The organism is Marivibrio sp. (assembly GCF_040218065.1).
GTDB lineage: Bacteria > Pseudomonadota > Alphaproteobacteria > UBA8366 > Aestuariispiraceae > Marivibrio.
The window spans coordinates 17,919-44,270 of record NZ_JAVJQE010000013.1 but is presented as its reverse complement, the minus strand read 5'-3'; the positions used below and the strand labels follow the sequence as shown (position 1 = coordinate 44,270).

The window sequence follows — 26,352 nt, the reverse complement described above, 5'->3', positions numbered from 1 at the left end:
GCCGGCTCCATGCGCGCCTTTCGCGACCGCGACCTCGATTGGACCACGCTGTCCGCCCTATTGAGGGCGGAGACGGCGGCGGGAATCCTAGGGCTGAGGCTCTTCATCGCCTGCACGGCCGTCGCCGCGTTGATGCTGGGCGCCGTCTGGATGATCGGCGGCGGCCTGTCCAGCGCGCTGGAGCGCAACGGCTACGCCATCCTCGGCGGCGACGCGGCGATCACGGTCGTCAACCAGCCGCTGCCCGACGATCTGGTCGGCGCGCTGCGCGCCCTCCCCGAGGTGGAGACTATCTCCCGCGTCGTGGAGTTGCGCAGCACCGCGCGCGCCGGCGACGCCCGCGCGCCGATCGAGCTGAAGGCGGTCGATCCGGCCTATCCGCTATATGGCGCAGTCGGCCTGGCCGACGCCGCCTCGCTTTCGGAGGCGCTCGCCATGCGTGAGGGCGTCGCCGGGGCGGCGGTGGAGCCGACGTTGCTCTCACGGCTTCCAGTCGCGCTCGGCGATCGCCTTCGGGTCGGCGAGACGACGGTGGAGATTCGCGCCCTGTTGACGGCCGAGCCCGACCGACTGTCCTCCGGCGGCTTCCTGGTCGGCCCGCGCGTCCTGATCGCACGCCAGACGCTGTCCGGGACGGAGTTGCTGGCGCCGGGCGCGCTCGCCGATTTCCGCTATCGGCTGCGCTTCGCCGACGGGGCGGCGCGGGCGGAAGCCTTGGCGGCCGTCCGCGCGCTGACGCCGTCCGGCGGGTGGGAATTGGAGACGCCGGCCGACGCCGGCGACCGGGTGCGCCGTACGGTCGAGCGCACCACGACCTTCCTCGGCCTCGCCGGCATGGCGGCGCTGGCGATCGGGCTGGCGGGCGCCTGGGCTGCGGCGACCGTGTGGATCGGGCGGCGGGCGCGCACCATCGCCCTCTACCGCCTCTCCGGCGCGACGCCGGCGCTGGTGATCGCCTTGCACGCCGCGATCATCGCCCTGGCCGGTGCGCTGGGGCTTGCGCTGGGCCTGGGCGCGGCGGGCGCGACCTCGCTCCTGCTGCTCGATCTGGTGGCGAGCCGACTTCATCTGCCCTGGGCGCCGGCGGATCTGATCGGGCCGGCGGCGCTCACCGCGGCGACGCTGGCGCTGGGCCTGATCGGGGCCGCGATCGCCGCCCTGTCGGCCGCCGCGCGGACGCCTCCCGGCGCCGCAATGCGCAGCGGCGAGGCTGGTCTAACCCCGGATCCCCGGCATGCGCTGATCGGGCTCGCCGGGGTCGGCGCGGCGTTGGCGTCGGCCGTGGTCAGCCTGCCCTACCCCGGCCTCGCCGCCGGGGCGGCGATCGGGCTCGTGCTTGCGGCCGGTCTGTTGGCGGCGGCCGGCTACGCCCTCGCGCGCCTGATCGCAGGGCGCCAGCCCGCGGGCTTCATCTCGTTGCTGACCGTGCAGGGCCTCTCCCAGCCCGGTGCGGCGGCGATGAAGGCGCTCGCGATCGGGGTCGGCATCGCCGGCGTCACGGCGGTGCTGGCGGCGCAGAGCTCGCTCGACCGATCGCTGCGCGCGGAAATCCCCGAGAAGGCGCCCGACCTCGTGCTGATCGACGTGCAGCCTGATCAGGTCGCCCCGCTGACCGAGCGCGTCGAGCGGGATCCGGCGCTGGCAGGCTTGCAGGCCGACCCCTTCATGCGCATGACGCTGCTGCGCGTGAACGACGTCCCGGTCGAGGACGCGCTGGTGCGCGCGGACAAGCGCTGGGTCATCGAAGGCGACCGCAGCTTCTCCTGGTCCGAAGGGCCGACGGAGGCGGAACTGCTGGCCGGGGCCTGGTGGGAGGCCGGCTACGACGGCCCGCCCGTCGTCGCGCCGGAGGAAGACGTGGCGCAGGCCTTCGATCTGAAACCCGGCGACCGGGTGACCTACAGCGTCCTCGGCCGGCCCTTCACCTCGGAGGTTGTCGCGATCCGCAAGGAGTACCACCGGACCTTCCGGCCGGAGTACCTGATGCTCGCCTCGGCGGAGCCGTTCCGCGACGCGCCGCACAGCTGGATCATCACCCTCCAGGGCGAGAGCGACGCGGCCGTCGACGCCTTCATCGAGGCGGCGAGCGAAATCGCCCCCAACGTCACCGCCGTCGACGTGCGCCGCATCGCCGCCCAGGTCCGCCAGGTGATCGACGGGGCGGCGCTGGGCTCGCTCGCCATCGCCGGCGTGTTGTTGCTGGCGGGCGCGCTGACGCTGGCGGCCGTCACGGCGGCCGACGTCGACGCGCGCCGGCGCGAAGCGCTGGCTTTCACGCTCGTCGGCGCGGCGCGGCGGGAGATTGCGTTGGCCCGGCTGTCGGAATCGCTGGCGCTCGGCGCGATCGCGGCCGTGATCGGCGGCGCGGCCGGGCTCTTGGGCGGCTGGTGGGTGACGCAGGCGGCGCTCAACATCGCCTGGACGCCGGGCCTCGCCGCCTGGGCGATCCCGCCGATTCTGGGTCTGGTCGCCGCGATCAGCGCCGGGGCGGCGGGCGGCCTCAGCGCGCTGCCCCGCGGGCGCGGCCAGGTCGCGCGGCATCTGGCGGGCTAGAGCCGACTTAATCGCCGCGCCCGCCTTCCGCGCCGGACTGGAGCGAGGCGGTCTCCTCGGTATAGGAAATCGCGCCGTCGGGCAGGAAGAACAGGATCCGAACGCGCCCGCCCTCGCCTTTCGGCCAGTGGGCGCTGCCGGGCGGGTAGACCGCCCAGCCCTGGGGATTGCCGTCGAAGCGTCCGGTCGAGGGGTCTTGCGGCATCACCGCGCAGACTTCGCCGTTCGGATGGCTGTGGTGCGGACCGCTGTAGTCGATGAGCTGGACCACGTCGACGCTCATCCCGCCAGTGGCGGGGCCGGGTTCAACGACACGCGCGCCTTTGCGCACCTCCTCGCCCTGAAGGCCCATCCAGCCCTGCTCGATCCCTTTGGCGCAGGCCGCCTCCATCGCCCGGAACAGATCGCTCTCCGGCGGAAAGGCGGCGTTCAGTCGCTCGGCGAGCGTCTCGTCCCAAGGCGCATCGGCGATCATGTCGCGCACCGGCGCCAACAGCGCGGCCAACTGCGTACGGTTTTCATCCATGACGGTCTCCTCCGGCATCATCCTCATCCACCCCCCATTTCACCCCGTCGGGTCCGGAATGACCAGCACTGGACGCACGGCCCGACGAACGATCTCGGACGGCACGCTGGCCGTCACCAGGGCGGTCAGCGCGCCCCGCCGCGCGCTTCCGATCGCGATCAGGTCGACCTCAAGCGCTTCGGCCGCGTGCAGGATTTCTTCGGCGACACGCCCTTGTCGTATTTCGACCCGGGCGGAGATTCCGTCTTCGGACAAGGCCTCGACGATCGCCTCGGCCGTCTTGTGATCCGACAGGTCGACCGCGCTGCGCCGCTGCGCGACGCCCGCCTGCGCGTCGCGATCGACCTTCTTGGCCAGAGCGACTTGCTCCTCCTGGGTTTCCGTGACGCGCAAAACGATCACCTCGGCGCCCAACGCCAAGGCGAGATCTCGGACGTGTGCGCTCGCATGTTCGGCCCATTCCCGCTGTTTGGCGGCGTAGAGAATGCGTTGAAAACTCATCATCCGGTCTCCTGAAGGGCGGATTTTCGAGCCGCCGGTGCGATCAGACGGCCGACGGCGTAGATCGCGAAAGCCGCGGCCGCTCCGGGGGCCACCTCGTAGACATCGGCGCTGAAGCCGAGCGCGAAGCGCCACAACGCCACCGTTCCGACCCCGCCGGCGATCATCGCCAGCGCGACGCCTGTGCGCACCCGGCCGCCGAACAGCCGCACGACCATCAGCGGGCCGATCCCGGCGGCCAGGCCCGACCAGGCGATGATCACGAGATTGAAGACGTTGCTGGGGGCCAGCAGCACGACGCCGAGCGCGGCCGCTGTCACCGCCGCCGTGCCCAGCTTCACCATCGCGTAGGATTGCCCGACGCCGGGAAAGAGATCTTGGGTGATCGCCGCCGAGCAGCTCAGCAACTGCGAGTCCGCCGTCGAAATGGTCGCGGCGAAGATGCTGGCCAGAACCAGCCCGACCAGAACGCCGGGCATGAGTTCCTGCGCCAACAACGGCAGGGCGAGTTCGGCGTCGAAGCTCCCCGCGTCCGGCATCAACACCCGCGCGCTGAGCGCGACCAGCACGGCGGCCGTCGCGAAAGGGACGTACCAGCCGAAATAGACGCTGCGCGCGATCCAGATTTCACGTGCGGATTCAAGCGCCATGGTCCTGATCAAAATGTGCGGTTGACCGGCCACGCCGAGGCCCGCCATCACCCAGCCGAAAGCAAACAGGCCGAAGCCGAACCTCAGATCGGGCGGAATCGGATCGACCAACGCCGGGTCTTGCGCGTGGAGCGCCGCGACCAAGGGACCCGCCCCGCCGATCTCGAGCAGGCACAGCACAAGCAGGGCCAGCATGGCGGACAGCATGACTGCGGATTGCGCGGCGTCTGTCCAGATTGAGGCGCGAATTCCGCCCGCGTAACTGTAGAGGAGCACCAGCCCCGCCCCGATCACCGCGCCCGCTTCGAGGCGCCAGTGAAACATCACCTGCAAAGCCTTTCCGCCTGCGTTGAACTGGGCGGCTGCGTAGGTGGCGAGGAATGCGATCGTGACCAGGGCCAGCGCGATCGCCACGGGCCGCGCCGGTCCGTCGACCGCCTCTGCGATCAAGCCGCCGACGGTCTGGGACAGCGAGGTTTCAGAGGCCCGGCGCAGGCGGGGATGCACTGTCATCCAGGCGATCGCGTCGCCGACCAGCCAGCCGATCATCAACCAGACCGCCGAGATCCCATGCGTATAAGTGAAGCCGATCAGGCCGATGAACATATAGCCGCTGTTGTTGGTGACGACGGAGGACAGTCCCGTCAGCCAGGGGCTGACGCTGCGTCCCGCCAGCAGATAATCATCCACGCGGCTACGCTTGCGCCGGATCGACAGCGCGCCGATCGCCGCGAAGAGCAGCAGGAAAAATAGAAAACTCAGAATGACGCTCGCCATGCGGCTCGGCCCGGTTCGCTTGAAGGCCGAATGACCCTAGCAGAAAGGGGGGTTCTAAATCGAGGCGCGAGCAGCCCGGCTCGGCAGGCTCAGGCGGCGGTTGGATAGCAAGGTGGCGGATGGGGTGGGATTCGAACCCACGAAGGGCGTAAACCCTTGGCGGTTTTCAAGACCGCTGCCTTCAACCACTCGGCCACCCATCCATCGCCTCCGGCGTTCGGGGCGCAGCGGTGATAGCATCGCCCGCTCGGGGCGGGCAACCGGGACCAGCGCCAGGCGGCCGGCTTACTTGTGGCGGAAGGTGATGCGGCCCTTGGTCAGGTCGTACGGAGTCATCTCGACGTCGACTTGGTCGCCGACCATGACGCGGATGCGGAACTTGCGCATCTTGCCGGCCGTATGGGCGATGATTTCGTGGCCATTCTCGAGCTCGACGCGGAACATCGCGTTGGGCAGCTTCTCCTTGACCACGCCCTTGAACTCGATCAGCTCTTCTTTCGACATGAACGCTCCGTCGGCGATTCCAAACAACGGGTCGGGCGCATGGGCGACGCCGCCGAAACGACGCGCGCCGACCGGCGTGCGGCGCACCATATGCGTCATTCGGGCCGTTGTGACAAGGGCGTTGCGCGGTCTAGGGCGCTATACACGCGGCGGATTGTTCCAATTTGCGACCGAATGCGCTATATCCCCCGCGCAAAGGCGCGCGACACGCATCGCGCCGCCCGCGGGAGGTTGAGCATGCCCTATGATTTTTCGCAACTTTCGGTCCTGGTGATCGAAGACAATCTTTGGATGCGCCGTCTGCTGCACGACGTACTCGACGGCTTCGAGATCAAGTCCGTTCGCACCGCCCCCGACGGCCATCAAGCCCTCGACATGCTCAGCGTAGAAGAGCCGGACGTCATCATCGCCGACTGGCGGATGGAGCCGACGGACGGGATCGAGTTCACTCGGGCCGTGCGCCGCGGCGAGGGCGGGATCAGCCCTTTCACCCCGATCATCATGCTGACCGGCCACACCGAGCTCGAGCGGGTCGCCGAGGCGCGAGACGCCGGCGTGACGGAGTTTCTCGCCAAACCGGTCACGGCCAAGGCGCTCTACAGCCGCCTTGTCGCGATCGTCGAGCGCCCGCGCCCCTTCGTGCGCGGTCCCGATTTCGTCGGCCCCGATCGGCGCCGCCGCCGCGACCCCGACTTCGCCGGCCGCGACAGGCGCGACGACGTCGATACGATCGACCTTTAGCGTCCCCCGCCTTCTTCGCGCGCAAGGCTCTCCATATAGCGCGGGTTGACGACCGCCAGCCGGGCGCGCGCGTCCGCCGACAACGCGGCGTGCAGCGCCGCCCCCTCGCCGTCCGCGGCGCGCGTGTCGACCTCGCCTTGCCGCAGCCTTCGCGCGGCGGACGTTCGGGCCGTCGCCCCGATCTCCGTCCGATCAGGCGCCGCAAGAACCCGATCGGCCAGGGCGAGCGCGCTCAGCGCCAAGCCCGTCTCGGCCGGCGCGCATCGATCCGGCATACGCGCCAAGAGGCCCCGGGCGGCGCGGATCAACCCAGCGATCGCATCGCTCTCGGCCTTCACGGGTCCGCCTCAAGCGTCTGGGCGAGCGCGCCGCCGGCCGGCGTCCGGCGCAGGATTTCGGTCTCAAGCTCGGCCAATCGCCATGGCGTCACCCCGCAATCGAGCGTATCCGGATCGTCGGGATCGAAGCGCGCGCCCTGCTGCAAAGCGATCACGGCCCAGCGGATCAGCGCGTAGACGCGCCAGAACCCGAGACGCGCGGGCGTCATCTCCGCGCCGCCGGCCGCGCGATAGCCCGCCAGCAGCGCCGCCATAGACCCGAAGCCGCCGCACGCGCGGTCGCGCCGCTCGAAACGCCAGCACACGGCCGAGAGCCACCCGATATCCTCGGCTGCGTCGGACCAGGTTGCGAACTCCCAATCGAGGACCGCCTGCAGCGCGCCGTCCGGCTCGATCATGAAATTGGCGGTTCGATAGTCCCTATGGCACAGACAGACGGGGCCGCGCGGCAGATCGTCGGCGCGTTGCGCCAGCCAGACCAAGCCCCACTCCAACGCCGGGCGCACCGCGCCCAACGCGTCGAGGCCGGCGCGCAACTCGGCGATCCGCGCGCGCGCTGCATCTTCCGGCGGCGATCCCAGAGGCGGGATCGGGCGGACGGCGGGCCGAAGCGCATGAAGCCGCGCCAGCGTTCCCCCCACCTGCCGGGCCAGCCGGTCGCCGGCGTCGTCGTCCAGCGCCAAGATCGACGGGGGATCGGCTCGGCCCGCGATCCGCTGCAGCGCCAGCAAGCGGGGCCCGTCCGCCTCCGGCGGGTCAACCGGCCCGTAGCTGCGCGGGGCGGCGACGCCCGCCTCGCCCGCCGCCTGGATCACCGCATGCTCCACCTCGGGCGGATGGCTGATGGCGAGCTGCGCGCCGTGCGGCGCGCGCAGGACCACATCGCGACGCGCCCCCGACTTTCCGAGCCGCGCGACGACGGCCCAGTGGGCGTGCACCGCCCCGCCTGGCAGGCGCTCCACCCGCTCTATCAACAGGCGTGCGCCGAGAGCGCGACTCAACGCCTGCTGCAGCCGTTCGCGTGCGGCGGCCTGGAATGCGTCATCTTCCGCCGCCGGCTTCGCGTCCGACCTTCTCGTCCCGAGGCGCGCCGCCGCGGCTTCGTCCACGCCAGCGTAGAGAGGCCCGACGCCCCATCCGTTCCGGTCGCCGCGAGCGAGTTCCCGGCGCGCCTGAGAGAGATCCATCACGCGCCCCCTAAGCGCCGCGCCGTCAGCCCGCCTCCGGCGTCGCCGGCGGATTTTCGAAGAACGGCGCCGCGGCGAGAATCTTGTTCTCCATGTGCTGCAGGAGCGGCGTCGCCTCCGCCAGATAAGCCGCCCATTCCGGATCCGCCTGCATCGCCGCCCGACGCGCCGCCCGCTGGTTCAGATCGTCGTAGGCCCACATATGCACGACCTGATTGAGCTGGCCGATATCCATCGAAACGTACCAGCCCACAGGCTTGCCGAGATGCTTGGTCTGCACCGGATAGCCCTTTTCCTGATAGATTTTCAGGAACTGCGGCAACTTGCCAGGATGCAGCGTGTAGGTCCGATGGTCGATGATCATGCGCTCACGCCTCCGCCTGCTTGGCCTGCTCGCGCAGGACGAATTTCTGGATCTTGCCGGTGGACGTCTTGGGCAGCGGCCCGAACACGACCCGGGTCGGCGCCTTGTAGCGGGCCATGTTTTCCTTGCAGTAGGCGATCACCTCGTCGGCGGTCAGCCGGCCGTCGGCCGCCGACGTCGGCGTGACGAAGGCGATCGGCGTCTCGCCCCAGGTCTCGTGCGGCGCGGCGACGACGGCGGCTTCGACGATGTCGGGATGCTTGTAGAGCGTCTCCTCGACCTCCAACGAGGAGATGTTCTCGCCGCCGGATATGATGATGTCTTTCGCGCGGTCCTTGATTTCGACATAGCCGTCGGGATGCATGACGGCGAGGTCGCCGGTGGAGAGCCAGCCGTTCTTCAGCGCCTCCTGCGTCGCGCGAGGGTTCTTCAGATAGCCCTTCATCACCGTGTTGGACCGCAGCATCAGCATGCCGATCGTCTCCCCGTCACGCGGGACGTCCTCGAAGCTGTCGGGATCGGCGACGCGGCACCCGGCGACCGCCACCATGTTCGCGCCCTGGCGCGCCATCTTGGCCGCGCGCGCCTCCAGGGCCATGTCGTCCCAATCGTCCTGCCAGGCGCACACGGTCGCCGGGCCGTAGCATTCCGTCATGCCGTAGAGATGGGTGACGTTGAAGTTCATGTTCTCCATCTTGGAGATCACGGCCGAGGGCGGCGCAGCGCCGCCGGTGGCCACTTCGACCCGCTGGGGGAATGCGACCTTCTGCTCCGCGGGCGCGTGGATCAGCATGGTGAGGACGATCGGCGCGCCGCACATGTGGGTGACCTTATGGTCGCGGATCATCGGGAAGATTCTGGCCGGGTCCACCTTGCGCAGGCAGACGTGCGTGCCGCAGGCGGCCGTCACGCCCCAGGTGTAGGTCCAGCCGTTGCAATGGAACATCGGCAGGGTCCAGAGATAGACGGAATCTTTCGTCAGATTGAAGGTCATCGCATTGGACAGCGCGTTCAGATACGCGCCGCGGTGATGGTAGACGACGCCCTTCGGATCGCCCGTCGTGCCGGAGGTGTAGTTGAGGCAGATCGCGTCCCATTCGTCGGCCGGCAGGGATATCGGGGCCTGCGGGTCGCCGGCGTCGAGAAAGGCTTCGTACTCGATCTCGCCGATCAGCTCGCCGCCAGCCGCCTCGGCGTCGTCGACGTCGACGATCAGATCCGGCCGTCGCTCGAGCTGCGCCAGCGCCTCCGCCATGATCGGGTTGAGCTCCCTGTCGGAGAACACGGCTTTCGCCTCGCCATGCTTCAGGATGAAGGCGACCGTGGCGGCGTCGAGGCGCGTGTTGATCGCATTCAACACCGCGCCGGTCATCGGAACCGCGTAATGCGCCTCCAGCAGCGCCGGCGTGTTCAGCGCCATCACCGAGACCGTGTCCCCGCGTCCGATCCCGCGCGCCGTCAGCGCTGAGGCGAAGCGCCGGACGCGCTCCAGGAACTGCGCGTAGGTGATGCGCCGCGTCCCGTGGATGATCGCCGTGCGGTCGGGATAAACGCCGGCCGCGCGCTCCAAAAAGCTGATCGGCGAGAGCGGCACGTAGTTCGCCGGCGTCGGATCCAGATCGCGGTCATAGATGGTCTGAGGCTCAGTCTCGGCGCGGCTCACGAATCATGTCTCCCTGTTAGGATCGTCGGAGGGGCGCGTCGGGTCTCGCGCCTTCTCTCCACCCGTACGGCAGGCTAGAGTTTGTCACCGGATCGTCGGGCGAGGTCAAGCGGCGCCCCGCGCTTCATTCGGCCCCGGTAAAGAGGAGCGCATCGCGCAGCCATGACGAAAATCGGCCATATTCTGGTCGGCGATCCGGATCCGGACGCCGCGCTGGCGCGCTGCGAAGCCCTTGCGGAGGCCGGCTATCGCGCCCTGCCTGCGTCCGAGGCGCGCGCCCTGATCGAGCTCGCCGCGCGGCGGCGTCCGGACGTCGTCCTTCTCGGCGTTTTCGAGGGCGAGGTCGACGGTCTGCACATCGCTGAGGCCCTGAAGAGCGCGGACGCCACGGCGGCGATCCCGATCGTCCTGACCGCGCCGGCGGATTTGGCGGACGATCTGGCCGTGCGGCGCAAGGCGCCGACGGCCGGGGTCGACGACATCGTCGCATCCGATGCGTCGACGCCGGAAATCCTCGCCCGTCTGCCGCGTCTCATCCGCTCGTCGGTCATGGGCGCGGAACTCGCGCGGCGGATCGCAACGGCGGCCGACTTCGGCCGGCGCGTCGCGCCGGAGACCTTCCGTCGCAACTATCCCGAACGCCCGCGGGTCATGACCGTGAGCGAACACGGCGACCAGCTGTCTGACTTGCAACAGATACTCTTGATGGCGGGGTTCCACGCCATCCCGGAGCGCACGGCCTTTCGCGCGGGCGAGCGGATAGACGACGAACGCGTCGACGCGGCGCTGATCGCCTTGAGCGGGCCGAGCGACGCCGAGCGCGCGGCTGCGCTCGCCGCGCATATTCGAAGCAATCCCCGCCTGTTCAACCTGCCGACCTTGGTGGTCGGCCCCGGCCTCGACGCCGCCGCCCGCGAGCGGCTGTATCAGGCGGGCGCGGGAATCGTCGCGGAGGGCGAGCCGACGCCGGGCGGCGCGGACGCCGAGGCGTTGACCGCCTATCTGCACATGCTGGTCGCGCGCCAGCGTCTGCGCTGGACGATGCGCGATCCGTTCAAGGCGACGCTCGGTCCCGAGACGGGCGACGCGGAGCTTTCCGGCGTCTATTCGGACGCGTTCTTTCGCGCCCATCTCGCGCGGCTGCTGGCCGCCGGCGAGGCGCGGGAGACCTCCCTGTCGGTCGCCTTGATCCGGACCGACAACCTGGCCGGCGTCGCCGACGCGCACGGGGCGGAGTCCGCGCGCATTCTGATGCAGCAGATGGCCGACTGGATCGCAGGCATGACGCGGATCGAGGACGCCTGCGCGCGCGTAGGCCCGGACGGCTTCGCGCTGAGCCTGCCCGAGACCCCGCCGGACGAGGCCGAGCGCGTCGTGCAGCGGATCGTCGGCGTGCTGCATCAGTCGGAGTTCCATTTGAGCGAGGAGGTGATGGAGGTCGCGCGCGTCTGGCCCAGCGCCGGTGTGGCGGCGCGCGAACCGGGCGACGACGTCGAGGGCTTGCTCGCCCGGGCGGCGGCGCGCAGGCTGTAGGGCTGCGGCTCTCGAAATCCGCGGGAGGACGGCCCACATGACCGGTATGCAGATCGACATCTTCTCCGATCCCATCTGTCCCTGGTGCTTCATCGGAAAGAAGCGGCTAGACGCCGCACGGGCGCTGCGCCCCGGCCTCGACCTTAAGATTCGCTGGCGCGCCTTCCAGCTCAACCCGGACATGCCGGCGGGCGGTATGGACCGGCAGACATATCTGAACGTGAAGTTCGGCGGTCCCGACAGGGCTCAGGAACTTTACGGCCAGATCGCGCGGGTCGGTCAGGAAGTCGGCATTCCGTTTGATTTCGCGGGCATTCCACGCACGCCGAACACGCTGTCGGCGCATCGCCTGATCCGCTTCGCCCAGCAGCCGGAGCAAGGGAAAGCCGACGCCCTCGTCGAGGCCCTGTTCGACGCCTACTTCCTGGAGAACCGCGACATCGGCGATCGCGAGACGCTCCTTGAACTGGCGCAGGTCGCCGGCCTCGATCTCGGCGCCGCGGCCGAGATCCTCGACCAGGACGCTTACGCCGAGGAAATCCGCGCCGAAGACGCCTACGCTCGGCGCATGGGGATCGGCGGCGTGCCCTGCTTCATCGTGAACGGAAAGTACGCGCTCTCCGGCGCGCAGGAGCCGGAAAGCTTCCTGCCGCTGTTCGACATGGCGGTGCAGGAAGCGCGCGAGACGGAGCCGCAGTCGAGCGGGTGACGGCAAGATACCCGGGCCAAGCCCCGGGGATGACGACGCATGGTCGCTTGCGCCTCCGAAGAGAACGCCGACCAGCCGCGCGCCCGTCCCTACAGCGTCGCCGGCCGTTCCTTCGCGATGCGGTCGAAGGCGACGAGGGTCTCGAGCAGGCTCTCCAGCCGGTGGAGCGGCACCATGTTCGGGCCGTCGCTGGGGGCGTTGTCGGGGTCCTCGTGCACTTCCATGAACAGCGCCGCGACGCCGATCGAGACGGCCGCGCGGGCCAATACCGGCACGAATTCCCGCTTGCCGCCCGAGGCTGTCCCCTGCCCGCCCGGCTGCTGCACCGAATGGGTGGCGTCGAAGACGATCGGCTTGCCGGTTTCGGCCGCCATGATGGGCAGCGCGCGGAAGTCGTTCACCAGCGTGTTGTAGCCGAAACTGACCCCGCGTTCGGTCACCAGCACGTCGGCGCAGCCGGAGCCCTCCAGCTTGTCGACGACGTTCTTCATGTCCCACGGGGCCAGGAACTGCCCCTTCTTCACATTGACGATCTTGCCGGTCTGGGCGGCGGCGACCAGCAGATCCGTCTGTCGGCACAGAAAGGCTGGAATCTGCAGCACGTCGACATGCGGGGCGACGATCTCGCAGTGCTCGATCTCGTGGACGTCGGTCAGCACCGGCAGGCCGACGCTCTTGCGGATTTCGTCGAAGACGGGAAGCGCCGCTTCCAGGCCGGCCCCCCGCTTGCCGGAAAGACTGGTCCGGTTCGCCTTGTCGTAGCTGGTCTTGTAGATCAGCGGCACGCCGACGCGTTCGCAGATCGCCTTCAGCGTCTCGCTCATCATCAGCGCATGATCGCGGCTCTCCATCTGGCAGGGGCCGGCGATCAGCGCGAAGGGACGATCGTTGGCGATCGCAATATCGCTCAGCGTGACGGTGTGCGGCGCGGTCATGACGGATCCAGTCTAGCGCGAAACGCCGCCCTTACACGAGGCGGCTTTGGTGCAGCGCAGCGGCGATGAAGCTCGCGAACAGCGGATGCGGGTCGAACGGTTTCGACTTCAGCTCCGGGTGGAACTGCACCCCGACGAACCAGGGATGATCGGGAAACTCCACGATCTCAGGCAGCACGCCGTCGGGCGACATGCCGGAGAACACCATTCCGGCCGCCTCAAGCCGATCCTTGTAGGCGATGTTGACTTCATACCGATGCCGATGGCGTTCGGCGATCTCGTCGGCGTCGTAGATGTCGCGCACCTTCGTGCCCGGCTGCAACATGCAGGGATAGGCGCCAAGCCGCATCGTGCCGCCCAGATCCCCGCCTTCGGCGCGCGTCTCTTTCACGTTGCCGCGCACCCATTCGGTCAGCAAGCCCACGATCGGCTCCGGGCACGGGCCGAATTCGGTGGAGCCCGCCCTCTCCACGCCGGCCAGATTGCGCGCCGCCTCGATCACCGCCATCTGCATGCCGAAGCAGATTCCGAAATAGGGGATCTTGCGTTCCCGCGCGAAGGTGACGGCCTTGATCTTGCCTTCCGAGCCGCGCTCGCCGAAGCCGCCGGGCACCAGAATGCCGTGGCAGCCGTCGAGATGGGGCGTCGGATCCTCGCTCTCGAAGATCTCGCTGTCGACCCATTGCAACTCGACCTTAACATTGTTGGCGATGCCGCCGTGGGTCAGCGCTTCGGCCAGTGACTTGTAGGCGTCGAGCAGGACCGTGTACTTGCCGACCACCGCGATCTTCACGCGGCCCTCGGGCTGGCGGATGCGCTGGGTGATGTTTTGCCAGACGCCGAGGTCGATCTTCTCCTCCTCGCCTTCCGGCAGCATCTTGAAATAGCGCAACAGCTCGATGTCGAGTCCCTCGGCGTGATAGGTGTTCGGCACGTCGTAGATCGTGTCGACGTCCAGCGCCGGGATCACCCGGCTTTCCTTCACGTTGCAGAACAGCGCGATCTTGCGCGTCTCGCCGTCCGGGATCTGACGATCGGCGCGGCACAGCAGAATGTCGGGCTGGATTCCGACCGAGAGCAGCTCCTTGACCGAGTGCTGGGTCGGTTTGGTCTTCAGCTCTCCCGCCGCGCCGATGAAGGGCAGCAGCGTGACGTGAATGTAGCAGGTGCGCTCGCGTCCCAATTCGTTGCCGAGCTGGCGGATCGCCTCCAGGAACGGCAGCCCCTCAATGTCGCCGACGGTGCCGCCGATCTCGCACAGGATGAAATCCTCGTCCTCCACGTCGGAGACGACGAAATCGCGGATGGCGTCGGTGACGTGCGGGATGACCTGCACCGTGCCGCCCAGGAAGTCGCCGCGACGCTCCTTGGCGATGATGTCGGAATAGATGCGGCCCGTCGTGACGTTGTCGCTCTGGCGCGCCGGCACGCCCGTGAAGCGTTCGTAATGGCCGAGATCCAGGTCCGTCTCAGCCCCGTCGTCGGTGACGTAGCACTCGCCGTGCTGATAGGGGCTCATCGTGCCCGGGTCGACGTTGAGATAGGGGTCCAGTTTGCGCAGGCGCACCTTGTAGCCGCGCGCCTGCAGCAACGCTCCGAGGGCGGCGGACGCAAGACCCTTGCCAAGCGAGGAGACCACGCCGCCGGTGATGAAAATGTACCTGGCCGACATGGGCCCCCACGATACCGAAAGCGGATCGACTGTCCAGCACTCACCGAGCCGGTCGGCGCGCCGCCGCCCGAACGCGAAAAATTTCCAGCCTTTTCAAGCCTTATTGCGAGACGGGCACCTGCGGACCATCGTCCGGCGTCGGCGGCTGTTCGGCCGCCGGCGCGGTCTCCGATTCGAAGATCGAGTCGGGCTCGGCGTGCGTGCCGGCCAGAATCGCAAGCCCGAGGCTCGTGGCCATGAAGGCCGCGGCCAAGATCGCCGTGGTGCGCGTCAGCGCATTGGCCGCGCCGCGCGCCGAGAACATCCCGCCCGGTCCGCCGGCGCCGCCGCCGCCGCCGCCCCCGCCGCCGATGCCCAGCGCCCCGCCTTCGGAGCGCTGCATCAGAACGACGGCGACCAGCGCGATCGCCAGCAGCAGATGAATGACCAGCAGGATGTTTTCCATGAGAACGGGTCCGTTCGTCTGTGTCCGATCCGGTGCGACGCCCCGGCATGTCCGGGCCGCCAACCTCTCGCGCGGGGTATGTAACGCCTAAGGCCGGGGATTTCCAGAGCGGAGTTGGCCTCTCTCTAGGCGCCCGCCGCTCCGGCGATCGTCAGAAATTCCTCCGCCTTCAAACTCGCCCCGCCGATCAGGCCGCCGTCGATGTCGGGTTGGGCGAGAAGCTCCGCCGCGTTGCCAGGCTTCATGGAGCCGCCATAGAGAATCCGCATGGCCTGCGCGGTCTCTCCGGCGAACCGCGCCCTCAGTTCGGCGCGAATATGGGCGTGGACGTCTTGCGCGTCCGCCGGGGTCGCCGTCAGACCGGTGCCGATGGCCCAGACGGGTTCGTAAGCGACAACCGTGTTCGCAGCGCTCGCCCCGTCGGGCAGAGATCCTGCCAATTGGCCGGAGATGATCTCAAGCGCCCGGCCGGCGTCCCGCTCAGCGCGGGTCTCGCCGACGCAGACGATCGCGCTCAGGCCGGCGCGGTGCGCGGCCTCGGCCTTGGCGCGAACGACCGCGTCGTCCTCTCCGTGATCGGCGCGGCGCTCCGAATGGCCTACGATGACGTAGGAGCAGCCGGCGTCGGCGAGCATCTCGGCCGCGACGTCGCCGGTGTGCGCCCCGGAGGCGGCCGCATGGCAGTCTTGTCCGCCGAGTTTGACCGGCGCCCCCGCTAAAGCGGCGGCGACCGGCGGAATCAGAACGGCCGGCGGACAGACCAGAAGCTCCACGCCCGCCGCGAACGCCGCGTCCGAGCCGACGGCGACCGCGCGGCCCAGCGCCTGCGCCTCCTCCAGGCGGCCGTTCATTTTCCAATTGCCGGCGATCAGCGTCGTGCGCGCCATGTCGGGCGTCTCCTCCTAAAGCCACGATCCAGAAAAGCGGCGTCTGTTTAGCACCCTCGCTCCGGGCCGCCAACGCCGCCCATCTGCGGTTGCCCGGCCCCCTCCCCGTCTCTATGATCCGCGCCGCTTCGAGCCCGTTTTCGTCGGCCAAACAACACGCGGATCATCCATGCTTCAGTCCATGCGAAAAGGCGTCGCCTCCTGGGTGGCCAAGGGCGTTCTCGCGATCGTGATCCTAAGCTTTGCGGGCTGGGGCCTGCAGGACTATCTCGACGCCAGCGGCGGAACCGTCGGCGGCGGCAACGTGGCGGCGACAGTCGGCGGCCAGCAGATCGGCGTGGGAGCCGTCTCTGAAGCCTACCGCACCGACCTGCGCCAGATGGGCATGCAGTCTATCGACCCCGAAACCGCTCGGGAGCTGGGGTTGGCGGAACGCACGTTGCAGGACCTTGTCACGCGCGCGTTGTTCGACGCGGAAGCCGCGGAGCTCGGCCTGACCGCAACCGACGCAATGGTCCGCGCAGAGATCGAGGGCGGCGAGCAGTTCCGCAATCAGTTCGGCCAGTTCGATCGCGACGTCTTCCGCAACGCGATCGCCGCCGCGGGTCTGACCGAGCAGCAATTCGTCGAGCGCGTGCGCGCCGACATCGCGCGTCGCCAACAGTTGGAGGCGACGATCGCGGGCGCAGAGGCCAACCCGGCGCTGGTCGAGGCCTTGTTCGACTATCACGGCGCGACGCGCAGCGCCTTCGTGGTTCGCGTGCCCGCGCCCGCCGCCTCCGAGATCCCGGCGCCGACGCCCGCGGAGCTTCGGTCGTTCTACGACGCCAATCAGGAGCGCTTCGAACTGCCGGAGTTCCGGCGCCTTTCCTACCTGCATCTGGCCCCGCAGGATCTGCTGGACGAGGTCGCGGTGCCGGAGTCGGAAATCCGCGATCTCTACCAATCGCGCCTCGCCACCTACACGCGTGCGGAGCGACGGACGCTGCAGCAACTGCTGCTGCCCGACCAGGAGACCGCGCAGCGCGCCGCCGATCTGCTTTCGGAAGGTCGGGCCTTCGAGGCCGTCGCCGAAGAGGTGGCCGGCGTCACGCCGGCGGATCTCGATCTGGGAACCTTCACACGCGCTCAGATTCCCGACGCGACGCTGGCGGAAACCGCCTTCTCCCTGCCCGAAGGCGGCGTCTCCGATCCGGTTCAGGGCGCCTTCGGCTGGTTCCTGGTCAAGGTGACGGAGGTCGAGCCCGGCGAGGTGACGCCGTTCGAAGCGGTGCGCGACCGAATCAGGCGCGATCTCGCCCTCGATGAGGCGATCGACGCGGTCTACGATCTCTCCAAGCGCATAGACGACGCCTTCGGTGAAGGGTTGACGCTGGAGGAGACGGCCGAGCGCGTCGGCCTCGAGGTTGAAACGGTCGAGGCCGTCAGCCGTCAGGGCCGCGCGCCTTCCGGCGCGCCGGTCGAGGGTCTGCCGCCCGGCGTCAGCTTCCTTGAGACCGCCTGGAACACCCCCGTCGGCGAGCCGAGCTTCCTCGAGGAGACGGCGAACAACGGCTATTTCGTGCTGCGCGTCGATGCGGTGATCGAGCCGCGCGTCCCCGATTTGGCCGAGATCGAAGACCGGGTCGAGGCTGCCTGGCGCGACGATCAGCGCGACGCCGCCGCCGAGGCCCAAGCCCAGGCTCTGGCGGAGCGCGCGCGCTCCCTCGGCTCGCTCCAGGCGGCGGTAGAGAACGACGCATTTGAGACCCGGACGATTGAGGGGTTCGGTCGCGACGGCCAGGCCGACGGGGCCCGCCTGCCGCAAGCGCTCGCCGCCGCCCTGTTCGAGCTGCCGCCAGGCGGCGTCGATTGGGCGGGCGGCGAAGACGGCGGCTACATTGTTGGAGAGGTCACGGCTGTGACGCCCGCCCAACAAGCCGCCGGCGCGGACTTCCGCGCGAATATCGAGCGCTCGCTCCAGGCCGGCCTGCAGTCTCAGATCGTCGATCAGCTCGGCGCCGCGCTGCGCCGGCGCCACGACGTCACGATCAATCGCGGGGCGTTGGATCAGGTCTACTGATTGCGCCTGTTCGCATGGCGCAAGCCCGCACGGCGTCCGGTCGGCCGGTTTCTCGTCGAGCTCGCGCGCCGGCGGGGCCGAATGCGATCTGCGCGGCGCGCGCCTCGGCCTTCAGCCCTCCCCGTAGCGCCGGCGGATGACGGCGGAGAGCGGGACCAGCTGCACGCCCGTCTCCGCCTCGATCCGAGGCAGCCAGTCGGCGAGCGCGGCCAGCGTCTCGTCATGCGGATGGGCGATGGCGACGGCGTAGCCCTGCCTCTTGGCGATCTCGACCGCTTCGGCCAACTGACCGCGAATGGCCTCGACCTGCAGGCTGTGATCGATGAAGACGTCGCGCACGGCGAAGGGCACGCCCATCTCCTGGGCCAGCCGATAGCCCTGCGTCTCGGTCGTCGTGACGCTGTCGAGGAAGAAGAGCCCCTCTGCCGCCACCCGGCGCAAGACGCGACGCATCCCGTCCGGATCGCTCGAGAATTTGCTGCCCATATGGTTGTTGACGCCGACATAATGGTCGAAGCGGCCGAAGTTCCAGGCGATGCGTCGCTCCAATTCCTCGCCGCTCAAGCCTGTCAGCAAGGCTTCCGGGCCGGGATCCGCGTCGGGGCTCGTCGGCTCCATCGGCAGGTGGACCATGATCTCATGCCCGTTCTCCCGCGCGGTCTGCACCATCGCGCGCAGATCGTAGCCATAGGGCAGAAAGGCGAGCGTCAGCGGGCCCGGCAGGCGCACCGCCCGCCGGCTGCGCACCACGTCGACGCCCGCATCGTCGATCACCACAGCCAGGATCGGCCGCGCGGGGTCGAGACTTGCGGGCTGCGCGCGGGCGAGCCATGTGCGCGCCGGCGCCGGATCCGAGGCGCTCAGCGCAGGCGCGTCCGCGGCCGGCCCCGCATCCAGGCTTTCCGCCGGCCCGTCTTCCGACGCCGGCGCGCTCGGTTCCTGGTCCCGGCCGACGCCCGCGGCCGAGGTCGGCTGATCGGCGCTCAGAGGCGCGGTCGCCGGCGGCTCGGGCTGCGTCAGGCTGGGTTGCGGCGAACTGGGTTTAGGGAGGGCCGGCGGCGGCGGCGCGGCGGCGAGGTTTTCCTCATACGCATCGAGATAGGCGTCGCGCGCCCGCTCGGACTGTCGCACCGTGACGGGCAGGCGGTACGCCGCCTCCCCCTCCGCGCTTGGGGCCGGCGCATCGGACACGGCGGCTTTCCCTTCAGGCGACCCCCCGTCGCGCTCAAAGAGGCCGAAGGCCAGACCGCCCAGCGCGCCCAGCGCCACGCCCAGCGCGAAGACGCCCGCAAGCGACGCCGCCCAGCTTGCCGCGGCGGCGCGCGGTCGCGGCGACGGCGGTCGACGGCGGGCGGAGGATTTGGCCATGCGGGGCTCGTCTCTTCGCAAAAGGCGCTTGCAGTCCCAAGGCTAGCAGACTCGCCCGCACACGAAAGGGCGCTTCGCGGCTTTTCCCGGCGCGCCCGCCCCTGCTATAACCGCGAGCGCCGCGAAGGCGGCGCCAAGAACGACCGAAACGGGCCGGGGAGCCAGAGACGCGATGGGCGGGGATCTCAAGGACATCAAGCAACTGATCGCCAAGACGGCCGACGGCGCGTCGCTGTCGACCGAGGAGGCGGAGCGCGCCTTCGACATCATGATGTCCGGCGACGCCACGCCGTCCCAGATGGGCGGCCTGCTGATGGCGCTGCGCGTCCGCGGCGAAACTGTGGCCGAGATAACCGGCGCGGCCCGCACAATGCGCGCCAAGGCGCTGCACGTGACGGCGCCGGAGGGCGCGATGGACATCGTCGGCACCGGCGGCGACGGCGTCGGCACTTTCAACATCTCCACCGCGACCGCCTTGGTCGTGGCCGGGTGCGGTCAACCGGTCGCCAAACACGGAAACCGGGCCTTTTCGTCGAAATCCGGCGCCGCGGACGTCCTGACCGCGCTCGGCCTCGACACCGAGGCGCCGATCGAGGCGGTGACCCGCGCGATGGCCGAAGCCGGCATCGGCTTCCTGATGGCGCCGCGCCATCACGGCGCGATGCGCAACGTCGGCCCGACCCGGGTGGAGCTCGGCACGCGGACGATCTTCAACATCCTGGGCCCGCTGTCCAATCCGGCGCTGGTGAAGCGCTATCTGCTGGGCGTCTTCGCGGAGAAATGGATCGAACCGCTGGCCGAAACGCTGGGCAATCTGGGCGCGGACCGCGCCTGGGTGGTGCACGGGGCCGACGGGCTGGACGAACTCAGCACGACCGGCGTCAATCAGGTGGCGGAACTCAAGAACGGCCAGGTGAGCCGCTTCGAGGTCTCGCCGGAGGACGCCGGCCTGCCGCGCGCCGGGTTGAGCGCCCTGCTGGGCGGCACGGCGGCGGAGAACGCCCAGGCGATCCGAGCCTTGCTGAAGGGCGAGGCGAGCCCGTTCCGCGACGTCGTGCTGTTGAACGCCGCGGCCGCGTTGGTCGTCGCAGGCAAGGCCGACGATCTGACGGCCGGCGCCGGACAGGCCGCCGCGGCGATCGACGAAGGCCGCGCCGAAGCCGCGCTTGCGAAGCTGATCGAGTTGGCGGGATCCGCCGCCTGAGTCCGGGCGCGGGCCGTCCCGCCCCGCCCCTTATCCGTTGGCCGAGGAGCCGCGCATGAGCGACGTGCTGGAGAAAATTTGCGCCGACAAGCGCGATCACATCGCCGCGCGCAAGCAGGAGACGCCGCTGGAGGCGATGATGGAGCGGGCGGCGCAGGGTCCGCGCCCCCGCGGCTTCGCCGACGCCCTTCGCGCCAAGGAAAGCGCCGGCCAGTACGGCCTGATCGCGGAGATCAAGAAGGCGAGCCCGTCGAAAGGCGTCATCCGGGAGGATTTCGCGCCGGTCGCCCTGGCCCGCGCCTACGCGCAAGGCGGCGCCGCTTGCCTCTCCATCCTGACGGACGAACCCTATTTCCAAGGCAAGGATCAGTATCTGACGGCCGCGCGCACCGCGGTCTCGCTGCCGGTCTTGCGCAAGGACTTCATGCTGGAGCCTTATCAGATCTACGAAAGCCGGGCGCTGGGCGCCGACGCGGTGCTGCTGATCATGGCGGCGCTGTCGGACGACCAGGCGGCGGAGTTGGAGGATACGGCCGTCGAACTCGGCATGGACGTGCTGGTCGAAGTGCATGACGCCGACGAGCTCTCCCGCGCGCTTCGCCTCGCCTCGCCTCTCATTGGCGTAAACAATCGAAATCTCAAGACCTTGGAGGTTTCTCTTGAGACGGGCGCCGCGCTGATTCCGCAAATCGGACCGGAGCGCACGGCCGTTGCGGAATCGGGCCTTTACGCGCCCGCCGACCTGAAGCGGATGGCCGAGTGCGGCGCCCAGTGCTTCCTGATCGGCGAGAGTCTGATGCGCCAGGACGACGTCGCCGCGGCCACGCGCGCGATTCTAAGCCGAGAGGAGGCTGCATGACCGGCGACCGGTTGACCCACTTCGACGCCGAGGGCAACGCCGTCATGGTCGACGTCTCGCCCAAAGAGGAGACGGCCCGCACCGCCACCGCCGGCGGCCGGGTCGAGATGGCCGCTGAGACGGCCGCCCTGATCCGCCAAGGCGGCCTGAAGAAGGGCGATGTGCTGTCGGTCGCGCAACTGGCCGGCGTCATGGGCGCCAAGAAGACGCCGGAGCTCATCCCGCTGTGCCATCCGTTGGCGCTGAGCTCGGTGACGGTGGAGCTCCGCCTCGCCGGGGACGCTCCGGCCGTCGACATCGTCGCCACCTGCAAGGTCACCGGGCGCACGGGCGTTGAGATGGAGGCGCTGACGGCCGTCTCCGTCGCGGCGCTGACCGTCTACGATATGGCGAAAGCGGTCGATAAGGCGATGCGCATCACCGACATTCGCCTGCTGCACAAGGCCGGCGGGAAGTCGGGAGAGTATCGCGCGGCTGCAGGGGACGCCGCCGAAAGAGGCCCGGCGGAGGGCGGCGCGGCGTCATGATCTCGGTCGAGGAGGCGCGCGCCCGCATTCTAAAGGACCTTCGGCGGCTGCCGGCGGAGCAGATCGCCCTGCCCCAGGCGTTGGGCCGCGTGCTGGCGGAAGATCTGGCGGCGCGCCGGACCCAGCCGCCGCGGGACGTCTCGGCGATGGACGGATATGCGCTGCGGGCCGCCGACGCCGCCGAGGCCGGCGCGACGCTTTCTATCGCGGGAGAGGTTCCGGCCGGGGCGTCCCACGAGCGGCCGTTGGCCGCGGGCGAGTGCGTACGCATCTTCACCGGCGCGCCGCTGCCCCAGGGCGCGGACAGCGTCATCATTCAGGAAGACGCCGAGCGCAGCGCGGACGGCGCCTCGGTGCGCTTCGCCGAGGCGGCGAGCCTCGGCAAGTGGGTGCGCAAGGCGGGCCTCGACTTCGCTCAAGGCGACGTGCTGTTGACGGCGGGGCGCCGGTTGACCGCGCGCGACGTCGGGATGGCGGCGGCGATGAACCGGCCGTGGCTCAGCGTCGTGCGCAAGCCGCGCGTCGCGATCCTGGCGACCGGCGACGAGATCGCGATGCCTGGCGATCCCGTCGGCCCGAACCAGATCGTCAGCTCCAACGGCCCGGCGCTGGCCGCCGCCGTCGCCGCCGCGGGCGGGGAGCCGATCCTTCTTGGCGTCGCGGAAGACGACCGCGACAGCCTCTCCCGCCTCGCCGCCGGCGCGGTCGGCGCCGATCTGCTGGTGACCACCGGCGGCGCCTCGGTCGGCGACCACGATCTGGTGGCGGAGGTGCTAGGAGAAAGCGGGCTCGACCTCGACTTCTGGAAGATCGCCATGCGGCCCGGCAAGCCGCTGATGTTCGGGCGCCTGGGGGCGACGCCGATGATCGGGCTGCCGGGCAATCCGGTTTCGACCCTGGTCTGCTTTCTGATCTTCGTGCGCCCGGCGCTTATGGCGTTGGCGGGCGACGAGGCCGGCGCGCAAGGACCCGCCACGGAGCCTGTGCGACTCGGCGAGGCGTTGCCCGAAAACGACCGGCGGCAGGACTATCTGCGCGCGCGGTTCGAGCGCGATTCGGCTGGAAATCCCGCCGTGTTCGCATTTTCGCGACAAGACAGCTCGATGCTTTCCCGCCTCGCCGCGGCGGAATGCCTGATCGTCCGCGCGCCCCAAGCGCCCGCGGCGAAGGTCGGCGATCTCGTTGAAATCATTCGATTTCCGGACGATTTCTGACGTCGAGCCCTGAAGCCGGCCCGCCTGCCTGCGCCGGCTCGCGCGGGCCGTCGCTTGACAACCATTCGTGAACACTTATAGAACGATGATGTTTTATATATGTTCGGGTTTCATCCCGAACCGGCGCGCGGCGGCCGCCAGGACGACCAGCGCCCGCGCCGTAGGAACCGAAGGAGTGTCGAGGCCATGCTGACCCGCAAGCAGTATGATTTGCTGATGTTCATCCATGAGCGGCTGAATGAGGCGGGCGTCTCCCCCTCGTTCGAGGAGATGAAGGAGGCGCTCGGCCTCAAGTCCAAGTCGGGCATCCATCGCCTGATCACGGGGCTCGAAGAGCGCGGCTTCCTGCGCCGTCTGCCGAATCGCGCCCGGGCGCTGGAGGTCGTTCGTCTGCCGGAGAATACCGGCGCGGAAAATCTGCCCGTGCGCAACCGCCGCGTCGACATGCTGCGCGCCAAGGAGGTCGGCACGCGCAAATCGATGATGCGGGGCGGCGGCAATTCGGTGCAGCTCTCGCTCTACGGGCGGATCGCCGCCGGCACGCCGATTGAGGCGCTGCGCGACCACTCCATGATGGTCGAGGTGCCGGCCACCCTGCTTGGCAAGGGCGACCATTACGCGCTGGAGGTCGACGGCGATTCCATGATGGAGGCCGGCATTCTCGACGGCGACACGGTGGTCATCGAACGAGCCGAGACCGCGGACAACGGCGATATCGTCGTGGCGTTGGTGGAGGGCGCGGAAGTCACCCTCAAAACCTATCGGCGCGCCGGCGATGAGATCGAGCTGCAACCGGCCAACGCGGCCTATCAGGCGCGACGCTACGCCCCCGATCAGGTTAACGTTCAGGGGCGGCTCGTCGGGCTCTTGCGCAAGTACTGAGGCCCGTCCCCTTCCCTCGACCTGCGTTCGCCTCGCTGCGTTTTCGCCTCGCCCCTCTTTCTATTCGGGCCGCCCGTCACGGCCGCGCGTCCAGGGCCGATCGCCGCGCGCGTGGCGCACCGTGCGCAGCGCGAGCGGTCCGTCGCGCTCGAGGCGGATCGCGATCGTCCCGTCCCGCGCCCGGTCGGCGGGGCCGAGCACGAGCCGGCCCGCGCACGCCCCGTTTAGCAGCGCCGGCGGCGGCGTGATCGTGGCGACGACGACGTCCGCGCTGCGGCAATCTTCCGATAAGGTCCGCGGATCGTGCGACCAGGCGACCGTGCGCCCCTCGGCGCGGTAGACGCATCCCAAGGGGCCGCACGCGATCGGCGCGCCGGCGCCGCCGCCGGTCCTGGCGATCAGATCGTCCCAGCCGCCGGCGATCGGCCGTCCGGTGCGCTCCGACCAGACGCCGGCGGCGAAGCTCTCGCGTCTTGGATGCGACAGCCAAAGCCCGCCCTCGGGGCCGGCGGCGGCGGCGAGACGCCCGGTTTCTGAGACGACGATCTGGGGCTGCGCCGTCGTCAAGGGCAAGGTCAGCCCCAGCGCCGCCGGCAGCGCGCCCCAATAGCGCCAACGCCCGCGCCAAATCGCGGCCCACAGGCAGCCGCCCGTAATTAGAACCGCCGCCCAATCCGGGGCCGCCGCCACTTGAATGGCCGCGCCCGGCAAGGCGGCCACCCAGTGCGCGACGGCGAGGATGGCGTCGACGCCGACCCCCATCACGTACAACGGCCACTGTTCAAGACGGAGCGGGGTCAGCAGCACCCCCAGGATCGCGGCCGGCATGACCACCCAGCCCATGATCGGCACCGCCGCCAGATTGCCGAGCAGCCCGTAATTCGCCACCCGGCCGAAATGCGCCCACGCGAAGGGCGCGGTGGCGGCGCCGGCGATCAGGGTCGTCGCCCCGATCAGCAGCAAGCCGAGCCACATCTTGCGAAGCGCCCGCGCCCAGCCGTCGACCTCCCGCGCGCCTTCCCGTCGGGCGTAGGGCCGCCAACTCTCATAGACCGCCACGAGGGCGACCACGGCGGCGAAGGACATCTGAAAGCTGGCGCCCACCAGCGCCTGCGGGCGCCACAAAAGCACGACCGCCGCCGCGATCGCGACCAGCCGCAGCGAGATCGCCTTGCGGTCCAGCATCACCGCGGCGAGCGCCAGCCCCGTCATCAGAAAGGCGCGTTGGGTCGGCGTTGTCGCACCCGCCAGCAGCAGATAGACGAAGGCGGTTAGGATCGCCGCGCCGGCCGCCCACTTCTTGATCGGGTAGCCGAGCGCGAGCCGCTCCGAAGAGGCCAGCGCCATGCGCAGCGCCACGAAGACGATTCCCGCGACCATCCCGATGTGCAGCCCCGAGATGGCCAACAGATGCGCCAAGCCGGAATCCCGCATTGCGACCACGCTCGCCTCGTCCAACCCGCTGCGGTCGCCGGTGATCAGCGCCGCCGCGACGTCCCCGCTCTCGCCGGGTAAAGCGGCGCGCACCCGCCGGCTCAGGATCTGCCGCACCCCGTCGACCCAGGCGCCGAGGCGCAGCCCGAGACCGAGCGGCCGAGGGTCCGGCGGCGCCGCTTCGATCTCGCTTAGGGCGAAGCCGACGGCGCCCAGCCCCTCGAACCAGGCGCGCCGCGCGAAATCGTACGCGTCGGGGTAAGCGGGGCGCGGCGGGGCGCGCAGGACCGCCGTCAGTTCGATCCGCTCGCCGACCGACACGAATTCGCCCGCGCGCAACCGCACCCGAACAACCTCCGGCGCAGGGGTCGGCGCCCGCCATTGGTAGGCGAGCCGAACCAGCGTCACCCGGGGCCCGTCCTCAAACGCCTCGACGGTGCGGACCAGCCCGGACAGCCGAACCGCGCCCGCGTCCCCGTTGAGCGTCGGCCGCTCCGAGAGCCGCGTCTCCAGCGCCGCGCGCTCGACCCCCAGACCGCCTGCGAGCAGCGAGGCCGCCAGGATCAGCGACAAGGTTCCGCCGGCGCGCCGCGCCGCCCAAAATGCGACCGCCCCCGCAACCGCGGCGCCGAGACCGAGGCCCGGCGGCGGCTCGACCGGCGATGCGAAGTAGAGTCCGATCCCCGCGCCGAAGAGAACCGGCAACCAAAGCGCCCAGCGGTCCCGTTCTGCGGCGAAGGCCTCGATCAACGCGGCGCGGCCGCGCAGCGCGCGCGCCGCGCCGAAAGCGGGACGAAGCGCGTCCGCCATCCGCCGA

At 69.6% G+C, this 26,352-nt stretch carries 23 protein-coding genes, 1 tRNA gene and 1 pseudogene; 10 read left to right on the top strand and 15 right to left on the bottom strand.

Annotated elements, in window-relative coordinates:
- The first annotated feature begins 9 nt into the window (after positions 1 to 9).
- Positions 10 to 2,553: an ABC transporter permease gene (locus tag RIB45_RS12195; RefSeq protein ID WP_350050563.1), complete on the top strand. Its 2,544-nt coding sequence runs from the start codon at positions 10 to 12 to the stop codon at positions 2,551 to 2,553.
- A gap of 7 nt (positions 2,554 to 2,560) precedes the next feature.
- Here RIB45_RS12195 and RIB45_RS12190 read toward each other — a convergent pair whose 3' ends face one another.
- The 5 genes and pseudogenes from RIB45_RS12190 to infA form a co-directional block, all read right to left on the bottom strand.
- The gene (locus RIB45_RS12190; protein WP_350050561.1) at positions 2,561 to 3,079 is read right to left on the bottom strand and encodes a 4-hydroxylaminobenzoate lyase; all 519 of its coding nucleotides are present in this window, start codon (positions 3,077 to 3,079) and stop codon (positions 2,561 to 2,563) included.
- Between the two features lie 39 nt (positions 3,080 to 3,118).
- Positions 3,119 to 3,583: a universal stress protein gene (locus RIB45_RS12185; RefSeq protein ID WP_350050559.1), complete on the bottom strand. Its 465-nt coding sequence runs from the start codon at positions 3,581 to 3,583 to the stop codon at positions 3,119 to 3,121.
- Entirely contained in the window at positions 3,580 to 5,007 is a 1,428-nt protein-coding gene (locus RIB45_RS12180; RefSeq protein WP_350050558.1) for a sodium/proline symporter, read from the bottom strand. Before RIB45_RS12180 ends, RIB45_RS12185 begins: the two co-directional genes overlap by 4 nt.
- Before the next feature lie 113 nt (positions 5,008 to 5,120).
- Positions 5,121 to 5,210, bottom strand: a tRNA-Ser gene (locus tag RIB45_RS12175).
- A gap of 85 nt (positions 5,211 to 5,295) precedes the next feature.
- A pseudogene (gene infA, locus RIB45_RS12170) lies at positions 5,296 to 5,511 on the bottom strand (translation initiation factor IF-1); the annotation flags it as partial.
- A 237-nt stretch (positions 5,512 to 5,748) separates the two neighbouring features.
- Here infA and RIB45_RS12165 point away from each other — a divergent pair.
- On the top strand, positions 5,749 to 6,252 hold the full coding sequence (locus RIB45_RS12165; RefSeq protein ID WP_350050557.1) for a response regulator: 504 nt from the start codon (positions 5,749 to 5,751) through the stop codon (positions 6,250 to 6,252).
- Here RIB45_RS12165 and RIB45_RS12160 read toward each other — a convergent pair.
- From RIB45_RS12160 to RIB45_RS12145, 4 genes are read right to left on the bottom strand one after another with little or no spacing between them, the layout of a single operon-like run.
- On the bottom strand, positions 6,249 to 6,590 hold the full coding sequence (locus RIB45_RS12160; RefSeq protein ID WP_350050555.1) for a hypothetical protein: 342 nt from the start codon (positions 6,588 to 6,590) through the stop codon (positions 6,249 to 6,251). The genes RIB45_RS12165 and RIB45_RS12160 overlap by 4 nt on opposite strands.
- Positions 6,587 to 7,777: a phosphotransferase family protein gene (locus tag RIB45_RS12155; RefSeq protein ID WP_350050554.1), complete on the bottom strand. Its 1,191-nt coding sequence runs from the start codon at positions 7,775 to 7,777 to the stop codon at positions 6,587 to 6,589. Before RIB45_RS12155 ends, RIB45_RS12160 begins: the two co-directional genes overlap by 4 nt.
- A 25-nt stretch (positions 7,778 to 7,802) precedes the next feature.
- Positions 7,803 to 8,141, bottom strand: coding sequence for an NIPSNAP family protein (locus RIB45_RS12150; RefSeq protein WP_350050553.1), 339 nt, complete (start codon positions 8,139 to 8,141; stop codon positions 7,803 to 7,805).
- Between the two features lie 4 nt (positions 8,142 to 8,145).
- Complete coding sequence (locus RIB45_RS12145; protein WP_350050552.1) at positions 8,146 to 9,804, bottom strand: acyl-CoA synthetase; 1,659 nt, start codon at positions 9,802 to 9,804, stop codon at positions 8,146 to 8,148.
- 162 nt (positions 9,805 to 9,966) lie between these two features.
- On the opposite strand from RIB45_RS12145, the gene RIB45_RS12140 reads away from it, so the two are divergent.
- Both RIB45_RS12140 and RIB45_RS12135 read left to right on the top strand, forming a co-directional pair.
- Positions 9,967 to 11,337, top strand: coding sequence for a diguanylate cyclase domain-containing protein (locus RIB45_RS12140; RefSeq protein WP_350050551.1), 1,371 nt, complete (start codon positions 9,967 to 9,969; stop codon positions 11,335 to 11,337).
- A gap of 37 nt (positions 11,338 to 11,374) precedes the next feature.
- A complete protein-coding gene (locus tag RIB45_RS12135) occupies positions 11,375 to 12,046 on the top strand; it encodes a DsbA family oxidoreductase (protein ID WP_350050550.1) in 672 nt (223 codons plus the stop codon).
- 89 nt (positions 12,047 to 12,135) lie between these two features.
- Here the strand turns inward: RIB45_RS12135 and kdsA are convergent, their stop codons facing one another.
- The 4 genes from kdsA to tpiA all read right to left on the bottom strand — a co-directional run bounded on the left by kdsA (position 12,136) and on the right by tpiA (position 15,985).
- Positions 12,136 to 12,981 (bottom strand): 3-deoxy-8-phosphooctulonate synthase, encoded by an 846-nt coding sequence (gene kdsA / locus RIB45_RS12130; protein WP_350050549.1) that lies wholly within the window; start codon positions 12,979 to 12,981, stop codon positions 12,136 to 12,138.
- Positions 12,982 to 13,012: 31 nt separating this feature from the next.
- Positions 13,013 to 14,653, bottom strand: coding sequence for a CTP synthase (gene pyrG, locus RIB45_RS12125; protein ID WP_350050547.1), 1,641 nt, complete (start codon positions 14,651 to 14,653; stop codon positions 13,013 to 13,015).
- 100 nt (positions 14,654 to 14,753) lie between these two features.
- Positions 14,754 to 15,098, bottom strand: a complete 345-nt coding sequence (secG, locus tag RIB45_RS12120) for a preprotein translocase subunit SecG (RefSeq protein ID WP_350050545.1) — start codon at positions 15,096 to 15,098, stop codon at positions 14,754 to 14,756.
- Positions 15,099 to 15,223: 125 nt separating this feature from the next.
- Complete coding sequence (gene tpiA, locus RIB45_RS12115) at positions 15,224 to 15,985, bottom strand: triose-phosphate isomerase (RefSeq protein ID WP_350050543.1); 762 nt, start codon at positions 15,983 to 15,985, stop codon at positions 15,224 to 15,226.
- A gap of 169 nt (positions 15,986 to 16,154) precedes the next feature.
- Between tpiA and RIB45_RS12110 the strand changes: the two genes are divergently transcribed.
- On the top strand, positions 16,155 to 18,047 hold the full coding sequence (locus RIB45_RS12110; RefSeq protein WP_350050541.1) for a peptidylprolyl isomerase: 1,893 nt from the start codon (positions 16,155 to 16,157) through the stop codon (positions 18,045 to 18,047).
- Between the two features lie 111 nt (positions 18,048 to 18,158).
- Here the strand turns inward: RIB45_RS12110 and RIB45_RS12105 are convergent, their stop codons facing one another.
- Complete coding sequence (locus tag RIB45_RS12105) at positions 18,159 to 19,415, bottom strand: divergent polysaccharide deacetylase family protein (protein ID WP_350050539.1); 1,257 nt, start codon at positions 19,413 to 19,415, stop codon at positions 18,159 to 18,161.
- Between the two features lie 172 nt (positions 19,416 to 19,587).
- On the opposite strand from RIB45_RS12105, the gene trpD reads away from it, so the two are divergent.
- From trpD to lexA, 5 genes are all read left to right on the top strand, one after another.
- Positions 19,588 to 20,619, top strand: coding sequence for an anthranilate phosphoribosyltransferase (gene trpD / locus RIB45_RS12100; protein ID WP_350050538.1), 1,032 nt, complete (start codon positions 19,588 to 19,590; stop codon positions 20,617 to 20,619).
- Between the two features lie 55 nt (positions 20,620 to 20,674).
- Positions 20,675 to 21,478, top strand: a complete 804-nt coding sequence (gene trpC, locus RIB45_RS12095; RefSeq protein WP_350050536.1) for an indole-3-glycerol phosphate synthase TrpC — start codon at positions 20,675 to 20,677, stop codon at positions 21,476 to 21,478.
- Positions 21,475 to 22,005, top strand: coding sequence for a cyclic pyranopterin monophosphate synthase MoaC (gene moaC, locus RIB45_RS12090; protein WP_350050534.1), 531 nt, complete (start codon positions 21,475 to 21,477; stop codon positions 22,003 to 22,005). Before trpC ends, moaC begins: the two co-directional genes overlap by 4 nt.
- Positions 22,002 to 23,219: a molybdopterin molybdotransferase MoeA gene (locus RIB45_RS12085; protein ID WP_350050533.1), complete on the top strand. Its 1,218-nt coding sequence runs from the start codon at positions 22,002 to 22,004 to the stop codon at positions 23,217 to 23,219. The genes moaC and RIB45_RS12085 overlap by 4 nt, the downstream gene beginning before the upstream one ends.
- 186 nt (positions 23,220 to 23,405) lie before the next feature.
- Positions 23,406 to 24,101 carry a transcriptional repressor LexA gene (lexA, locus tag RIB45_RS12080; RefSeq protein WP_350050531.1) on the top strand — a complete coding sequence of 232 codons (696 nt, stop codon included), beginning with the start codon at positions 23,406 to 23,408 and terminating at the stop codon, positions 24,099 to 24,101.
- Positions 24,102 to 24,161: 60 nt separating this feature from the next.
- Here the strand turns inward: lexA and RIB45_RS12075 are convergent, their stop codons facing one another.
- Positions 24,162 to 26,345, bottom strand: coding sequence for a ComEC/Rec2 family competence protein (locus tag RIB45_RS12075; protein ID WP_350050530.1), 2,184 nt, complete (start codon positions 26,343 to 26,345; stop codon positions 24,162 to 24,164).
- Between the last annotated feature and the right edge of the window lie 7 nt (positions 26,346 to 26,352).

Excerpts from the sequence above, each read along its gene's own strand:
- RIB45_RS12110 (WP_350050541.1), top strand. The coding sequence starts at position 16,155 with ATGCTTCAGTCCATGCGAAAAGGCGTCGCCTCCTGGGTGGCCAAGGGC.
- RIB45_RS12075 (WP_350050530.1), bottom strand. The coding sequence starts at position 26,345 with ATGGCGGACGCGCTTCGTCCCGCTTTCGGCGCGGCGCGCGCGCTGCGC.
- tpiA (WP_350050543.1), bottom strand. The coding sequence starts at position 15,985 with ATGGCGCGCACGACGCTGATCGCCGGCAATTGGAAAATGAACGGCCGC.
- RIB45_RS12105 (WP_350050539.1), bottom strand. The coding sequence starts at position 19,415 with ATGGCCAAATCCTCCGCCCGCCGTCGACCGCCGTCGCCGCGACCGCGC.
- moaC (WP_350050534.1), top strand. The coding sequence starts at position 21,475 with ATGACCGGCGACCGGTTGACCCACTTCGACGCCGAGGGCAACGCCGTC.
- RIB45_RS12180 (WP_350050558.1), bottom strand. The coding sequence starts at position 5,007 with ATGGCGAGCGTCATTCTGAGTTTTCTATTTTTCCTGCTGCTCTTCGCG.
- RIB45_RS12155 (WP_350050554.1), bottom strand. The coding sequence starts at position 7,777 with ATGGATCTCTCTCAGGCGCGCCGGGAACTCGCTCGCGGCGACCGGAAC.
- RIB45_RS12140 (WP_350050551.1), top strand. The coding sequence starts at position 9,967 with ATGACGAAAATCGGCCATATTCTGGTCGGCGATCCGGATCCGGACGCC.
- trpC (WP_350050536.1), top strand. The coding sequence starts at position 20,675 with ATGAGCGACGTGCTGGAGAAAATTTGCGCCGACAAGCGCGATCACATC.
- secG (WP_350050545.1), bottom strand. The coding sequence starts at position 15,098 with ATGGAAAACATCCTGCTGGTCATTCATCTGCTGCTGGCGATCGCGCTG.
- RIB45_RS12085 (WP_350050533.1), top strand. The coding sequence starts at position 22,002 with ATGATCTCGGTCGAGGAGGCGCGCGCCCGCATTCTAAAGGACCTTCGG.
- RIB45_RS12150 (WP_350050553.1), bottom strand. The coding sequence starts at position 8,141 with ATGATCATCGACCATCGGACCTACACGCTGCATCCTGGCAAGTTGCCG.
- pyrG (WP_350050547.1), bottom strand. The coding sequence starts at position 14,653 with ATGTCGGCCAGGTACATTTTCATCACCGGCGGCGTGGTCTCCTCGCTT.
- lexA (WP_350050531.1), top strand. The coding sequence starts at position 23,406 with ATGCTGACCCGCAAGCAGTATGATTTGCTGATGTTCATCCATGAGCGG.
- RIB45_RS12195 (WP_350050563.1), top strand. The coding sequence starts at position 10 with ATGCGCGCCTTTCGCGACCGCGACCTCGATTGGACCACGCTGTCCGCC.
- RIB45_RS12190 (WP_350050561.1), bottom strand. The coding sequence starts at position 3,079 with ATGGATGAAAACCGTACGCAGTTGGCCGCGCTGTTGGCGCCGGTGCGC.
- RIB45_RS12135 (WP_350050550.1), top strand. The coding sequence starts at position 11,375 with ATGACCGGTATGCAGATCGACATCTTCTCCGATCCCATCTGTCCCTGG.
- RIB45_RS12165 (WP_350050557.1), top strand. The coding sequence starts at position 5,749 with ATGCCCTATGATTTTTCGCAACTTTCGGTCCTGGTGATCGAAGACAAT.
- kdsA (WP_350050549.1), bottom strand. The coding sequence starts at position 12,981 with ATGACCGCGCCGCACACCGTCACGCTGAGCGATATTGCGATCGCCAAC.
- trpD (WP_350050538.1), top strand. The coding sequence starts at position 19,588 with ATGGGCGGGGATCTCAAGGACATCAAGCAACTGATCGCCAAGACGGCC.
- RIB45_RS12185 (WP_350050559.1), bottom strand. The coding sequence starts at position 3,583 with ATGATGAGTTTTCAACGCATTCTCTACGCCGCCAAACAGCGGGAATGG.